Source organism: Bacillus badius NBRC 15713, from assembly GCF_001591605.1.
In the GTDB taxonomy this organism is placed as follows: domain Bacteria; phylum Bacillota; class Bacilli; order Bacillales; family Domibacillaceae; genus Pseudobacillus; species Pseudobacillus badius.
This window is the reverse complement of sequence record NZ_BCVF01000034.1, coordinates 1-14,076: the sequence shown is the minus strand read 5'-3', so window position 1 is coordinate 14,076 and position 14,076 is coordinate 1. Positions and strand designations below refer to the sequence as shown.

Below are 14,076 nucleotides of genomic sequence, written 5' to 3'. Positions count from 1 at the left end.
GGACGCTAAAACTCAATTGCTGAAAGGACTTCTAGATGCCTGTACTTTAGGATCATAGAGGAGCGGACTGGTTGATGAATAGGAATACTGCAGAGAGCTGATGTGATCAAGATAAGCGGCGAAATGATGATGGAGGCGGCAGAAAAAGCCTGCACTAGGGGAGTGCTAACAGAAGAATACGGGATCATTGGAGCAGGACGATTGGATTTCAGCCGTTGTTAACTCAATATAAATGAGCAGGAGGCAGGTATAGCTATGTATGCTTACTTCTTAAAAATAATAGATAGGCTCTATCAGCGAACAGGTATGCAGCACAACAAGGTTTGTGAACTTTATGAACCAGCCGGCTGTTTTTCAACGTGAAGCTTTTGTGAGCCGATACAAAAAAGCATGCCGGCTCCCGGCATGCTTACTATTTTTCAGTTAATTTTTTGTCACATTCAGACCGCGCTTTTGAACCTCGTTTTGAAGCATTTTAATCCAATCCGTGTCTTGACCTTTGTTCTTTGCGTCCCGATAGGCTGCTACTAACATTTCATTACTCATGATTTTCATGAAACTACCTCCTTGAAATAGATCAGTCTAATCCGTGGCGTGAAAAACAACAAAGGATTCTCTTTATTTCCTGTCATTATACATAATCTTTTTCTGTTTTGAAAGGGCAATACAGAAATTCATTCGAAAGTCAGTGGAGAAAAAGTGAAACTAGACCTTTGGATAGGGCTGCTTGCTTAAGAAGAATATAATTATATTATGTAAATAATAGAGAATAGAGGGGGATTAGCGTGCAGCGAAACAGCTTTTCAGTTTAATTTTAAATATGGTATGATAGGGTAGAAAAAAGATCAACAGATCTGCAGACATCAGTGTAGGATCGAAAGGAGAAGTTATGAATCATCTTCAGTGGACAGAAAAAGAAACAATTAAGAAAGTGAAATGCCTTCACACGAATGCAAAGAAATATATGGTAGAAAATAGATTAACTCCGGGAAAGTTGTATGATGTAAAAAATGAAACGGAAGAATTTTATTTTCTGGTAGATGACAAAGGGAAGGTATCCGGTTTTTATAAAGACTATTTTGAGATGGAAAAGTGAATGAATTGTAGACAAATTTATCACTCTTTTCTAACAAAGTGGAAGAACAGCTAGTATTCATAGGGCTTTTTTGTTAAGATAATGGGCAGAGAAGGAAGCTTTAGTCCTAAAGACGCCCTTCTCCATACATAAATATAAATTTTTTTTGTCCATTATAGGGGGAGTATAGGTGTTTGATGAAAGAGTTGCATTAAAAATCAGGTTGGAGCAGATGGCTAATTCTGAATTAAGGATTATACAGGAGTTTCAAAAAGAAAGAGAAGCCATCTTTCGCAGGTTAAAAGAATTAGACCGGATTGAAGCAGAAAAAGCTGAGGAGAAGGCTGCCCTTTCTAAAGAGATTGTATCATTAACTAAAATTGGCGGTTTACCTCAGGAAAGAAAGCGCAGAGGACGGCGCAGCGAGAACCTTGAAGAACTGCGCGAGTTAGCTGTGGCGATATTGAAGGAGCAAAATACGCCGATTCGGGGAATTGAGCTTCAACGGCAAATCGAAGGCAAGACAGGAAAGAAAATAGCTAATATGACAACGTTCATGGTCGGCCTTGAGCGTGAGAATCACCGGGTTCGCAAGCTGGGCAGGGGACTGTATATATATGAGTATGAAGACTGATTGCTAAAGCAGTCAGTCTTTTTATGTTTCAACCGTTTTACGGCGAATTGCTAAGCATGTATGATAAGGGTAGCCGCCTAATTGACGTAGAGAGGGAGATTAATGTGTTTATCAATGAATGGCCTGCTCCAGTAGAGCAGAAGATAGCAGAAAGAAAAGAGCAGTTTTCTCATGCGGAAGATCAATGGCTGATCGGAAAAGGAGGATATGAGCCGGAGGATGAAGCGGTGCTGTATGATGCGGTCCTGGCTCTTTCACTCGGGAAAAATGTTTTGTTGAAAGGACCGACCGGATCTGGGAAAACAAAGCTGGCAGAAACGTTGTCGGCGGTTTTTTCGCAGCCGATGCATAGTATTAACTGTTCGGTCGATCTTGATGCAGAAGCGATGATCGGCTATAAAACGATCGCGGAACGGGAAGGGAAGCATGCTATTGAGTTCGTCCCGGGACCGGTTGTTAAAGCGATGACACACGGCCACTTGCTTTATATTGATGAAATCAATATGGCGAAGCCGGAAACATTGCCAATTTTGAATGGGGTATTGGATTACCGGCGGATGATCACCAATCCGTTCACGGGCGAGGTGATTACCGCCAAGCCGTCTTTTGGAGTCATTGCCGCAATTAATGAAGGATATGTGGGAACTGTGCCGTTAAATGAAGCGTTAAAAAACCGCTTCATCGTCATTGATGTTCCTTATATCGGCGGGGAAACGCTTATTCGCGTGTTAAAAACAGAAAGCCAGCTGGCGGATGAAAAGTTGATTGACCGCTTTGCGGCTTTATCGCAGGATTTAATTACGCAAGTGAAAAACGGACAGATTTCTGAGGAGGCGGCATCGATCCGCGCGTTAATTGATACGTGTGATTTAGCGTTATTCATGCCTCCATTGCGGGCCATCCAGCGAGGGATTATTGATAAGCTAGAAGATGAACGGGAACAAGCAGCGGTGAAGAACATTGCTGAAACACTGTTTGAATGAGGAGATGTCATGAAGCGTTTTATTCAATTTAACGATGAAACTATCGACTCTTTTTTATTTATGCAATTAACAGATCTGGCTAAAACCTTAACGAAGAATCCGGAAGTGGAGATTGAATATAGCCCCTATTCGTATGTAGACAAGCAAGCGAATAAGCTGTATGTCAGCCATTTCTGGAATCACCGGCCCGCAGCGGATAAGTGGAATGGTTACAAGTCGGATGTCTTTTTGCGTTCTCTTGGCAGCTGGCCTCATACCGATGAATCAGCTATTAAAGGCTTTGTGCAGGAAATTCAGCAATCACCCGTAGCTTCATTTGCCAAGCAAGTTGTTGTGCTTGCCGAGGATATGCGCTTAGAGGAGATATGCAAGCAGGAACGGCCGGGCACAAAAAAAGCCTTTTCTGCTAGAAGAAGAATGTATTTGCAGCATTTTAAGGCTCAACTCAATGCCAATCTCGTGAAAAGCTTGTTTGCCGATGCTTTATTTAATTTTCATTATATGGCACTTAATGCTGAGTCTCCCTTGCAGCCGCCGGCTATGAGTGAGCCAATTCATGCAGCGATGCCCTTTATCCAAAAATCCTTATTTGCTTTTTATGATGCCCGTTCGACTGCCGATGTGGTGAAAATCAGCCGGTCTCTTGTGGAAGTCCTGGAGGAAGTATTGGAGCGGGATATGCTGAATCAGTATTTTCACTTGCCGGAGATGGATAGTCAAGAGGAGTCGGCAGGGGACACGTATAATGATTTAAGAAGAAAAGATCCGTTAGTTAATGATGATACCCTAGAGGAGGAGCAGACCGGCCAGGAAGAAGTAATAGAAGAAGAATTTCAGACATGGCACCGGGAAACCAGTGATCTTGGCAACAGCTTTCTGCAATTTGATTTAGAGCAAGGATCAAAAGCGGACCTGGCAGGAGAAGGCGCCAGGGAAGGGGAGGCAGGGGATCAGGCGCTTGCCATGGTGCAAGGGTCAGCCCGGCAAACACAGCGCAATGATTTTTCAGATCTTCCAGCCGATAAAGAGCAGAAAGAGGCCAAAAGCAGCGGACAGCCTATATTCGGCAAGGAGAATCGCTTCGCTGTGCCAGTCTTTAAAAAAGCAGGAGCTCCTGACTTGGAAGCTGTCGGCAAGTATAAAACACAAAAAGCGTCAATTGCTTCCCTGCAAAAAAAGTTGAAAAATATGATCGAAAAAACACTGGAACACAAAAAAATTCAGCCGCGCAGTGATCTTCACAGGGGAAGATTAAACAAAAAGCTTCTTCGTTTTTTTACAGAGGAACAGCCGAGGCTGTTTTATAAGAAGCAGGAGCCGTCTCCGGAAATTGATGCTGTCTTTACACTTCTTGTCGATTGTTCCGCTTCAATGGAAGATAAAATGGATCAAACGAAAATAGGGATTGTTTTGTTTCACGAAGCCTTGAAATCAGTAAAAGTTCCTCATGAAGTAATTGGTTTCTGGGAAGATACGAATGAAGCATCAGCCGATCGGCAGCCGAATTATTTTCATGTAGTGATTGATTATGCCTCTTCATTGAGACCTGCAAGCGGACCTGAAATTTTGCAGCTGACACCTGAGGAGGACAACAGGGATGGGTTTGCTATCCGGATAGCAAAAGAAAGAATAATAAAAAGAAGCGAAAAGCAAAAATTCCTGCTCATCTTTTCTGATGGTGAGCCGGCAGCTTATGGATATGACCGCAATGGGATTATCGATACACATGAAGCGGTGATTGAAGCCCGAAAGCTGGGGATAGAAGTCATTAATCTTTTTCTTGCAGATGGTGAGATCGCAGAATCAGAAAAAGAGACAGTACAAAACATATATGGAAAATACAGCATATTCGTAAATGATGTGAATGACTTGCCGCAAGTCATCTTTCCGTTGTTAAAGAAACTATTGTATAAAAGTGTTTGAAGAGGGAGTGGATGCCACTTTCCTCTTTTTTATTTACCTTATACAAAGGTTATACAGCTATTATAAATAAAGAATAAAAGCCTTATTTGATTTTAATTTTACTTTTTAATAAATATATATTAGACAAAATTCGACACTAAATACTTTTGTATAATTTATCTTAAAATAATTTATGCAAAAGTATTTTTTTGTTTGTGAAACCAATAATATCTTGAGATAATTTTTCGTAGATTAGTAGTATCAATTGCTATAATTTTATTGATATTTTTTTCCGAAATAAGTACAATTAGATTCGGTATGAAAAGGAAAAGAGAAAAAAGCCGTCCACAAGACTGGCTTTTTTCATGTGAAGGGAGGATCGAACCTTCACTTGTTGAGAGGAGTTCTACATATTGGTTAAAAAAGAGGTTTTTTTCACTGGACTTATGCTCTTTGCCTTATTTTTTGGAGCTGGAAATTTAATTTTTCCACCTTTTTTAGGCATGGAGGCGGGCACTTCCTTTTGGCCGGCCATTATCGGATTCGTTATTTCCGGTGTTAGCTTGCCGATTCTGTCGGTAATTGCCATTTCATTGGCGGAAGGCGGCGTTGTATCGATCGGAAGTCGTGTGCATCCACTATTTGGCGTATTCTTCGCCTTAGTGACTTATTTAGCAGTAGGTCCTTTTTTCGGCATTCCGCGCGGAGCGAGCGTTGCCTTCGAAATGGGTGTGGCTCCCTTTTTGGCAGACCGTTCAAGCCACTCGTTCGTTTTCATTTTTATGGTGGTTTTTTTCATGGTCGTGTATCTGTTTAGTTTAAATCCTTCAAAAATTGTAGACCGGATCGGACAATGGCTGACGCCTGCTTTGCTTCTTGCCATTGCTGCGCTTTGTACCGGAGCTTTTTTGAAGTTTAACGCACCATTATCAGAACCTTCAGGAAAATATGAGGAGTCGCCTTTTATTGCCGGATTCATCGAAGGTTATTTAACAATGGATGCCATTGCTGCTCTGGCTTTTGGCATTGTTGTTATCACAGCTTTTACAAACAGCGGAATGAAGGATTGGCGGGACCGGGCCAAAGCCACCATTGCGGCCGGTGTGATTGCCGGGATCGGCTTAGCTGCTGTTTATATTTCTATCGCTTGGATTGGAGCGCGGATAGAAACAGACGAGCAGTTTAGCAACGGAGGCGAACTTCTTACAACCGCTTCGCACATGTTGTTTGGAGAAGGCGGGCGTATCCTGCTTGGAACTATTGTTGCCTTGGCTTGTTTGACAACTTGTGTCGGCTTGACGACGGCAACTGCCCAATTCCTTTCCGGCAGATGGTCGGTTATTTCTTATCGTGCTTTTGTCGGAATATTAACATTCATTAGCTTTCTGATTGCTAACATGGGGCTTGCACAAATTATCGAGGTTTCAGTACCTATTTTGATTATGATTTATCCTTTTGCGATCGTGCTGGTCGTGCTGGCTTTTGTTCATCCTCATTTAAAGTATTCCACTCCTGTACATGTAGGGGCCATTTTAATGACGACGATTTTCAGTATAAATGATGGATTAACCGCATTAAATGTATCCGATACCTTCTTTCAGAAAGCGATCTCCTGGGTCCCATTCTTTTCATCTGGGTTGGGCTGGGCGCTGCCGGCTCTTGCCGGGGGGCTGATCGGCTTTTTTGTCGGTAAGCTAAAGGACCCTGCGTAATTTACATTCGAGGTTTGAATAAGGCATTTATGTTTATAAACAAACAGCTCCTCCGCAAACTTGCGGAGGAGCTGTTTGTTATTTTAAGTTGAGCAATTTTTGTTTCAGTTCATTCTCCATGGAAGAGAGCTCTTGCTCTGCTTGCTGGCGTTTGGCGCGTCCTTCTTGCTGAATGCGCAGCGTTTCTTCCAGAGTTGAGATTAAGTTTGCTTGTGTTTTCTTTAAGGTATCAATATCAACGAGGCCGCGCTCATTTTCTTTGGCGGTCTCAATCGTATTAGTCTTTAACATTTCTGCATTTTTCAGCAGCAGATCGTTCGTTGTTTGAGATACTTGCTTTTGCGACTCCATCGCTTTGCGCTGCCTGACAAGGGTAAGCGCAATGGCTACTTGATTTTTCCATAAAGGAATAGCTGTTAAAATAGAAGACTGAATTTTTTCCGCAAGCGCCTGGTTCATATTTTGGATCATCCGGATTTGCGGAGCGCTTTGGATCGTAATCTGTCGGCTCAGCTTTAAGTCATGCAGTCTTTTTTCCAGACGGTCGGCGAATTGGATCATATCGTTTACATCCTGGAAATCCATTTGATCGCCGGATTGCTCCGCTTTTTTGCGCAGGGCTGGAATCGTTTCTCTTTCAAGCTCTTCCAGCTTCAATTCTCCCGCTGCGATAAAGATATTTAACGCTTGAAAATATTCTTTGTTCTTGTCGTACAGCTGCTCCAGCATTTGAATGTCTTCCAGCAGGATCTTCTTAGAATGGTCAAGCTTGACGCTGATTCGATCGATTTGTGTACCGACCTTCTGATATTTAGACATAATTTCTTGAATTGAGTTGGACACTTTATTAAACAGCCGGCCGAACATTGTCTTTTTCTCCGGGCTCAACTCGTCGGGGTTGACTTGCTGAAGTTTCTTCATTAAGTCGCTTAAAATGTCACCGATCGTTCCGATGTCTTTCTGCTGCACATGGTCCAGCATAGAGTGGGAGAAGCCGGAAAGCTTCGCTTGAGCCGCCGTCCCGTAACTGATGACTGACTGATGGTTGGACGGATCAATTTGCTTGGCCAGCTGCTGGGCTTTGAGCCGGTGCTCTTCAGGAAGCACATCAATGAGTTTTTTGGGAGCTGGCTGCTCGTGAAGAGCATGTTCAGCGGTTTCCGACAGTACATTTTCGCCAAACGGCGAAGAAAGCAAATCATCAAGTCCGGCCATTTCCTCTTTTAATAAGGAGGGGCGTTGAGCCTTCTCATTTTCTGTTGTCATAATTTGTTTTGTCTCCCTTCTCTAAGGCCTCCGGCAGTCGGCGTCTGCTTAATGACTGCTTGGCCACATCAAGTTCAAATGTTAAGTGTTCAATGTCTTTCGCAAGCACCTTGTGTAAATCTTTCTCCAGCGTTCGCGTTAAATCGTTAAGTGTTTCTTTTGTTTCCAGCAAAGCCTGTCTGACGGATGAGTCTTTCAGTTTTTGGGAATTCAGCCAAGCGTATTTTTCTGCCAGCTCAACAACGGAATCAAGATGGGAATAGAAGAATGATTCGGCTTCATAAAAGCGTTTTGGTTCTTTCTTGACCACGGAGAAAATTCTGCGTACGAGACGGTTCAGCTCAATTAGCTGCTTTAAGGAACTGAGGCTGCGTACACGGACAAATACACTTTTCAGCCGGCCGAGTTTTTGCTTGGCTTCTTTCATATTCTCAAGAATGAAATTATATTCTTTCCTTGTCAGTCCATATTTCTTATATAAACGCGCATCGGCATATTTCCCTAACCCAAAATAAATACCGGCTCCGGCAATTACAGCTAATCCAGCGGCCGGAAAGGGAGAGAGCCCGAGCTGATTCATAAAGAGCAGCGAGCCAATAACCGCGGCCGGGATGGCGATCATTGCGCGCAGGATAAAAAGCATGGGATTTTTCATCGTACTCACTCCAGTTATAGTTTCCTAGTAATACGCACGATCTGCCAAAAAGTTTCATTGTGCGATAACTTTTTAGCAAAAACGCAATCATTTTATCTTTACCCTACTATTAGAAAAAAAGAGCAGAAAAGTCAACTGAAAAGCAAAAAACGAAACAGGCTTCTTATCCCTGTTTCGTTTGAAGGTGGAGAAATGCGTCACTTGATCATGGAACCCAGCACCGGGAAATGAGCGGCAGGATCTATTTGTTTTCACTTCTTCCATCGTCTTGCGCATGGGGCAGATGCCAGATGGAAAGAAATAAATCACATCCGCAAGAAAAACAAAAGGGACCGCTGCTGCTTCATTCAGCCGATTGATGACGGCAGGGTTACTCGATTTTCAAACAGGTATAGCTATACGGCTAGCCTCTTTTTGTGCATTCTGTTGATTGCAAGGGAAGGCGCGAAGATTCCTGCAGAATCCGCGGGACAGGCTCGCCGCCCGCCCTGCGGAAAGCGAAGCGCCTGGAATGGAAATCAACAGGCCCCAGCAATGAGCAAAATAAAAAAAGACTGTAGACAAACTTCAATTTTCATTGAGTTTGTCTACAGTCTGAAACGAAGCAACCCTGTTTTATTTTTATTTTCCTTCGCTTACTTTTTTGGTAGGATAAAGCTTTTGACTCAGCCATGTTTGGCCGATTAGGAAGAGTCCGCTCATTCCCCAATACAGCGGAAGTGCTGCAGGAGCGGAAATAGAAAATACAAGAATCATAATAGGTGACAGCAAGCCGATGATTTTCATTTGCTGCTGCTGCTCTTGCGGTACATTCATTAAGGAAACACGGAACTGAATCAAATACATAATGCCGGCAATGATTGCCATGGCAATGTCCGGCTGGCCAAGCTTAAACCATAGGAAGCCGGCGTGGCGAATATCATCAGACGTGCGGATGGCGTAGAAGAGTCCCATCCAGATCGGCATTTGCAAAAAGATCGGCAAACAGCCCATGGCAAATGGATTGATATTGTGCTGTTGGTAAAGAGCCATCATTTCCTGCTGGATTTTCCGCTGTTCTTCCGGATTTTTAGCCGCTTTTAAGCGCTGTTGGATTTTATCCATTTCCGGTTTTACAACGGCCATTTTTTCCTTCATAATTTGCTGCTTCTTCATTGTGTTCAGCATTAACGGCATTAAAATCAAGCGAACAGCAAGTGTAATGACAATAATAGCGAAGCCGTAGCTTCCAAGCATCTCGCCGAGAGAGTGAATCAACTCAACAAAAGGGCGGACGAGATAATCATGGAAGAAGTGTCCTTCCTCTTCAGCTGCCTGGCATCCGCTCAGGAGAAAGATCGAGCCGAGCAGAAAAGATAATAACAAAGATGATTTTTTCAATGAATAGTTCCCCCTATAGCCGCTTATCGGCCACAAAACTGTTTCTATATGAAAACTAAAATGAGTATACCTTAAATTGATTGTCAGTTCAAATGAATACATACACGAGCCATTCGGTTTCTTTAAATTTGCCAAAAGGGCGATTTATGTGAACTTTTAAATTTAAATAGTTGACTTAAAAAGCTGTGTTCTTTTATTCTTAAAGAAGAATACTCATCAAAGGGGAGAAAAAAATGACAAAGTGGGCTCAGTTGGCAGAACAAGTATTAGAAGGAAAACAATTAAGCGATGAACAAGCATTGGCGGTGCTAAACAGCCCGGATAGTGAGCTTTTAGAGCTTTTACAGGCGGCTTATAAAGTAAGAAGCCACTATTACGGCAATAAAGTGAAACTCAACATGATTATTAATACAAAATCAGGGCTGTGCCCGGAAAACTGCGGCTATTGTTCGCAATCCATCCGCTCAACGGCTCCGATTGAAAAATATAAAATGATGGATAAAGAATCCATTTTAGCGGGAGCCAAGCGGGCTTATGACTTGCAAGCGGGCACCTATTGCATCGTTGCCAGCGGACGCGGGCCGAGCAATAAGGAAATTGACCGGGTAACAGAAGCAGTCAAGGAGATTAAAGAAAACTATCAATTGAAGGTGTGCGCTTGTCTTGGCCTGCTGAAACCGGAACAAGCAGCGAAACTTAAGGAAGCGGGAGTGGACCGCTATAATCATAACCTGAATACATCCGCAGGCCATCATGAACAAATTACGACCACTCATACATACGACGAGCGGGTGAACACGGTTCATACAGTAAAGGAATCGGGTATTTCTCCTTGTTCCGGAGTCATTATTGGAATGAGGGAGAAGAAAGAAGATGTTGTTTCTATGGCGCGCAGCTTACACGCGCTCGATGCCGATTCTATTCCTGTGAACTTTTTGCACGCGATTGACGGCACGCCGCTTGAAGGCACAGACGAGCTGGACCCTCGCTATTGTTTAAAGGTGCTTTGCTTATTCCGTTTGATAAATCCGACGAAAGAAATCCGGATATCCGGCGGACGGGAAGTGAACCTGGGTTCACTTCAGCCGTTAGGCCTGTATCCGGCCAACTCCATCTTTGTCGGCGATTATTTAACAACCGCCGGACAAGAAACAACTGCTGACCACCGAATGATTGAAGAAATGGGTTTTGAAGTAGAATTTGCTCCAGAACAAAAGGAGCAGCCAGTTATGTAAACAGGCCGCAGCCTGCTTGCAAGAATCAAGACTTTGAGCAAACACCCGCTGATCAGCGGGTGTTTTTTTTGCTGGCATAGTAGGATGGTTTCGTTTAATGGTATTCTATAAATAGTAATTAATGATCGGAGGGAAGAGGAAAGTTTGATGAAGAATAGTTATTTATTTGTGGCTCAGATCAGTTTTTTGTGGCTGATTTATCAATTTGGCTTATTTATCTCGGAGTTTTTCCACTTGCCGGTGCCGGGCAATGTAGTTGGAATGATCATTTTATTTCTTTTGCTTTCTCTGAATATTGTGAAAGTCGGTTGGGTCGAAAAAGGAGCGCAATTTTTAAATAAGCACTTAGCTTTCTTCTTCGTGCCTATTGCTGTCGGGTTGATGACGTATACTTCGCTTTTGAAAGAAAGCGGCCTGGCTCTTGCTGTTATGCTATTGGGCAGTTCGATTATTGGGATGGCTTTGACAGGGGGAGTGGCCCAGCTTTTATCCTCTCGACATAGTAAAAAAGAAAAAGGAGAGGATGCCAGTGAACACCATCACTCTATTTAGCATCGTTTTAACCGTTGCAGCGTATGGGCTTGCGCGCCTTTTAGCTGTCCGTTTTTCGTCGCCGCTCACAACTCCGGTTTTTTTGAGCACAGTGATGATCATCCTTGTTTTAGCCGGCAGCGGTATTACGTATCAAGACTATACCCCGGCAAAGGAAATAATGACGTATCTGCTTGGCCCTGCTACAGTAGCGCTGGCCGTTCCTTTGTATCATAATCGGGATGTTTTGTTGAAAAAAGCCGCACCGGCTTTTTGGGGATTAACAGCTGGAACGCTGGCAACGGTCGTATCCGCGGTGTGGATGACAAAGATGTTTCATTTAACGGAAGCGACCGCTGCTTCAGCCGCCGTCAAGTCAGTGACAACACCAGTAGCTATCGAGGTAGCCCGCATGATCGGGGGAGATCCGGCGCTGGCCGCTATTTTCGTTATGATCGCCGGAATGTTTGGAGCGATGTTTGGCCCTTGGTTGTTAACGGTGATGAAAGTGACGGACCCCTTTGCCCGCGGCTTGTCGATCGGAACGACCGCGCATGGCATCGGAACGGCTCAAATTGTTCAGGAAGGAAGCCTGCAAGGTGCCGTATCCGGTGCTGCCATGGGAGCGGCGTCGATCTTTACTTCCTTGGTTTTGCCGTGGCTGTTTCCGTTATTATAGGTAATGAAAAGACGCCGCTTCATATCAAGCGGCGTCTTTTCAACTAGCTGTTATCCAATTAAAATGCGTTCTTTTGGGAAATGATAACCGTCTTTAATTTCTTTTCCGCGGATAATAAAGAGCAGAGAGAACAACCCGATCCGGCCGATAAACATTAACGTAATAAGCAAGCATTTCGCTGCGGAGCTTAACTCACCCGTAATGCCAAGTGACGACCCGGTTGTTCCAAAGGCGGAAGAAACCTCAAAGATAATTTTTACAATGGGCAGCTCTGGCTCTAAAGATGAAAGAAAGATAATGGAGCCGCCCCAGATAAAGAAGCCTGTTGTAATGACCACGAAGGCACGCTGCACATCAACCGGATGAACCTCTCTGTTGAAGATTTTAATCGTGTTTTTGCCTCGCGCATAGAAGTAAACACTCAAAATCGCAATGGCGAACGTAGTTGTCCGAAGTCCCCCGCCCACACTGCTTGGTGAAGCGCCGATGAACATTAGCGTAGAAAGAAGCAGGAGTGTAGCCATTGAAAATTCATTTAAGTCCATCGAAGTCAATCCGGCGCTGCGGGCAGCAATGGACTGAAAGGCGGAATAGAAGAAGGATTCATGCCAAGCCTTATCGATGAAAAAGTGATTTCGTTCGATCAAATAAATCAAAATGGTACCGAGCACAGCCAAAATCGCATATACCGTTGTCGTCAGCTTCGTGAATAAGGAGAAATGAAATTTCAGCGGTCCCCTATACGTTAAAAAGTCTTTGACTTCCACTAATACTGGAAAGCCGATGGCTCCAAGCACGATCAATACCATATTAATAAATTGGACAAAATAATCATTAGCAAAAACGATCAACGAATTTCCGGTAATATCAAAACCGCCATTCGTTGTTGCGCTGATGGAGGCGAAGACCCCATGCAGAAAAGCTTCAGACACTGTAGGGTAATATTGCAGAAAATAGATGCTCAAAATAAGGGCGCCTACAGCTTCAATGCTGAGGATTAACAAAAATATTTCAATCATCAGCTTTACGAGCCCGGACAGGTCGGTGCGGTTTTGGTCCGCCATAATTAATTGGCGTTCCCGCATGCCGATGCGCTTGCCAAATAAAATCCAGATAATAGAGCTTAGCGTCATGATGCCGACGCCGCCGACTTGCAAAATAAACAAAATAAAAAAATAGCCGACGGTGCTGAATGTATCAACAACGGACACAGGGGATAATCCAGTAACACTAAGAGCGCTGACGGCAACAAACGCTGCATCTATTAAAGAAATATCTACCCCGGGCTTATGAGCGACAGGCAGCAGCAGCAAGCCGGTAGAAAACAGGGCGCCGGTTAAATAAAGCATGACGATTAATTGAAAAGTGGATAACTTTAACGCTTTTATTTTTCCAGGATCTTTCATTACATCTACCTCTCAACTTTCCCGGCAAATAGTCTGCCTGGTTTTTGCATCGTACACACATAGTTTCTATTATATTAGAAAAGATCGCTAATTTAAAATCCTTTCCTGAAAAGAAAAGCGGCTTTGAAGATGCTCACAACAAATTACGGGCTGGTTCTGTTTTTTTCGACAAAAAATGAAACTAATCGAAAAGGGAAATCGTATAAATAGCTAGCTTGAGAAAAGGAGGAAAAAGATGAGGAAGGCTTGGAAGAGAGTAAAGTTTGTTTTTACGTTCAGGCGGTCTGTTCCTTTCTTGAAAGATTTCTTTTTAAGCAAGGAAGTAGCCGGTTTCAGCAAGGTTTTATCCATCGGGTTAATCATCGGTTATTTGTGGTTGCCGTTTGATTTGATTCCCGATTTTTTGGCCGTCTTCGGTTTAATAGATGACATTGCCATTTTTGCCTTGGTTCTTCAGCAAATCGTGAAAATGGCACCGGATTCCATTAAGGAAAAACATAAAATGGAATGAAAGTGGCAGCTTGGGCTGCCGTTTCAGGCTGTAGACAAACTCAACGAAAATTGAAGTTTGTCCGCAGCCTTTTTATTTTGCTCATGAATGGGGGCTGTTGCTTTCTA

14 protein-coding genes are annotated in these 14,076 nt (G+C 43.4%); 9 read left to right on the top strand and 5 right to left on the bottom strand.

Features of this window, described 5'->3' with window-relative positions; all coding sequences use genetic code 11:
- Positions 1-423: 423 nt before the first annotated feature.
- Entirely contained in the window at positions 424-555 is a 132-nt protein-coding gene (gene sda / locus BBA02S_RS15270; protein WP_041095879.1) for a sporulation histidine kinase inhibitor Sda, read from the bottom strand.
- Between the two features lie 334 nt (positions 556-889).
- Here sda and BBA02S_RS15265 point away from each other — a divergent pair, with 334 nt between their 5' ends.
- From BBA02S_RS15265 to brnQ, 5 genes are all read left to right on the top strand, one after another.
- Positions 890-1,096, top strand: a complete 207-nt coding sequence (locus tag BBA02S_RS15265; RefSeq protein WP_041095880.1) for a DUF6501 family protein — start codon at positions 890-892, stop codon at positions 1,094-1,096.
- A 169-nt stretch (positions 1,097-1,265) separates the two neighbouring features.
- Positions 1,266-1,709, top strand: coding sequence for a Rok-like winged helix domain-containing protein (locus BBA02S_RS15260; RefSeq protein ID WP_041095881.1), 444 nt, complete (start codon positions 1,266-1,268; stop codon positions 1,707-1,709).
- 23 nt (positions 1,710-1,732) lie between these two features.
- Entirely contained in the window at positions 1,733-2,692 is a 960-nt protein-coding gene (locus BBA02S_RS15255; RefSeq protein WP_231557167.1) for an ATP-binding protein, read from the top strand.
- A 9-nt stretch (positions 2,693-2,701) separates the two neighbouring features.
- Positions 2,702-4,615: a vWA domain-containing protein gene (locus BBA02S_RS15250; protein ID WP_041113548.1), complete on the top strand. Its 1,914-nt coding sequence runs from the start codon at positions 2,702-2,704 to the stop codon at positions 4,613-4,615.
- 392 nt (positions 4,616-5,007) lie between these two features.
- Positions 5,008-6,306, top strand: coding sequence for a branched-chain amino acid transport system II carrier protein (brnQ, locus tag BBA02S_RS15245; protein WP_041095883.1), 1,299 nt, complete (start codon positions 5,008-5,010; stop codon positions 6,304-6,306).
- A gap of 78 nt (positions 6,307-6,384) precedes the next feature.
- On the opposite strand, the gene BBA02S_RS15240 is transcribed toward brnQ, so the two are convergent.
- The 3 genes from BBA02S_RS15240 to yidC all read right to left on the bottom strand — a co-directional run bounded on the left by BBA02S_RS15240 (position 6,385) and on the right by yidC (position 9,607).
- Positions 6,385-7,572: a toxic anion resistance protein gene (locus tag BBA02S_RS15240; RefSeq protein ID WP_041095884.1), complete on the bottom strand. Its 1,188-nt coding sequence runs from the start codon at positions 7,570-7,572 to the stop codon at positions 6,385-6,387.
- Positions 7,556-8,227: a 5-bromo-4-chloroindolyl phosphate hydrolysis family protein gene (locus BBA02S_RS15235; protein ID WP_041095885.1), complete on the bottom strand. Its 672-nt coding sequence runs from the start codon at positions 8,225-8,227 to the stop codon at positions 7,556-7,558. The genes BBA02S_RS15240 and BBA02S_RS15235 overlap by 17 nt, the downstream gene beginning before the upstream one ends.
- Before the next feature lie 621 nt (positions 8,228-8,848).
- Positions 8,849-9,607: a membrane protein insertase YidC gene (gene yidC / locus BBA02S_RS15230; protein WP_052475038.1), complete on the bottom strand. Its 759-nt coding sequence runs from the start codon at positions 9,605-9,607 to the stop codon at positions 8,849-8,851.
- Positions 9,608-9,840: 233 nt separating this feature from the next.
- Between yidC and bioB the strand changes: the two genes are divergently transcribed.
- The 3 genes from bioB (at position 9,841) to BBA02S_RS15215 (ending at position 12,052) form a co-directional block, all read left to right on the top strand.
- Entirely contained in the window at positions 9,841-10,842 is a 1,002-nt protein-coding gene (gene bioB, locus BBA02S_RS15225) for a biotin synthase BioB (protein WP_041095886.1), read from the top strand.
- Positions 10,843-10,989: 147 nt separating this feature from the next.
- The gene (locus BBA02S_RS15220; RefSeq protein WP_041113549.1) at positions 10,990-11,394 is read left to right on the top strand and encodes a CidA/LrgA family protein; all 405 of its coding nucleotides are present in this window, start codon (positions 10,990-10,992) and stop codon (positions 11,392-11,394) included.
- Positions 11,366-12,052, top strand: coding sequence for an LrgB family protein (locus BBA02S_RS15215; protein ID WP_041113550.1), 687 nt, complete (start codon positions 11,366-11,368; stop codon positions 12,050-12,052). The genes BBA02S_RS15220 and BBA02S_RS15215 overlap by 29 nt, the downstream gene beginning before the upstream one ends.
- A 50-nt stretch (positions 12,053-12,102) precedes the next feature.
- Here BBA02S_RS15215 and BBA02S_RS15210 read toward each other — a convergent pair whose 3' ends face one another.
- Positions 12,103-13,458, bottom strand: coding sequence for a TrkH family potassium uptake protein (locus BBA02S_RS15210; RefSeq protein WP_041095889.1), 1,356 nt, complete (start codon positions 13,456-13,458; stop codon positions 12,103-12,105).
- Between the two features lie 235 nt (positions 13,459-13,693).
- Between BBA02S_RS15210 and BBA02S_RS15205 the strand changes: the two genes are divergently transcribed.
- The gene (locus BBA02S_RS15205; protein WP_041095890.1) at positions 13,694-13,969 is read left to right on the top strand and encodes a YkvA family protein; all 276 of its coding nucleotides are present in this window, start codon (positions 13,694-13,696) and stop codon (positions 13,967-13,969) included.
- Positions 13,970-14,076: the final 107 nt, after the last annotated feature.

What these genes read in the sequence shown, in the direction of transcription:
- BBA02S_RS15250 (WP_041113548.1), top strand. Translation starts at nt 2,702, where the DNA reads ATGAAGCGTTTTATTCAATTTAACGATGAAACTATCGACTCTTTTTTA.
- BBA02S_RS15240 (WP_041095884.1), bottom strand. Translation starts at nt 7,572, where the DNA reads ATGACAACAGAAAATGAGAAGGCTCAACGCCCCTCCTTATTAAAAGAG.
- BBA02S_RS15255 (WP_231557167.1), top strand. Translation starts at nt 1,733, where the DNA reads ATGTTTCAACCGTTTTACGGCGAATTGCTAAGCATGTATGATAAGGGT.
- BBA02S_RS15215 (WP_041113550.1), top strand. Translation starts at nt 11,366, where the DNA reads ATGCCAGTGAACACCATCACTCTATTTAGCATCGTTTTAACCGTTGCA.
- sda (WP_041095879.1), bottom strand. Translation starts at nt 555, where the DNA reads ATGAAAATCATGAGTAATGAAATGTTAGTAGCAGCCTATCGGGACGCA.
- BBA02S_RS15205 (WP_041095890.1), top strand. Translation starts at nt 13,694, where the DNA reads ATGAGGAAGGCTTGGAAGAGAGTAAAGTTTGTTTTTACGTTCAGGCGG.
- BBA02S_RS15265 (WP_041095880.1), top strand. Translation starts at nt 890, where the DNA reads ATGAATCATCTTCAGTGGACAGAAAAAGAAACAATTAAGAAAGTGAAA.
- BBA02S_RS15210 (WP_041095889.1), bottom strand. Translation starts at nt 13,458, where the DNA reads ATGAAAGATCCTGGAAAAATAAAAGCGTTAAAGTTATCCACTTTTCAA.
- BBA02S_RS15220 (WP_041113549.1), top strand. Translation starts at nt 10,990, where the DNA reads ATGAAGAATAGTTATTTATTTGTGGCTCAGATCAGTTTTTTGTGGCTG.
- bioB (WP_041095886.1), top strand. Translation starts at nt 9,841, where the DNA reads ATGACAAAGTGGGCTCAGTTGGCAGAACAAGTATTAGAAGGAAAACAA.
- BBA02S_RS15235 (WP_041095885.1), bottom strand. Translation starts at nt 8,227, where the DNA reads ATGAAAAATCCCATGCTTTTTATCCTGCGCGCAATGATCGCCATCCCG.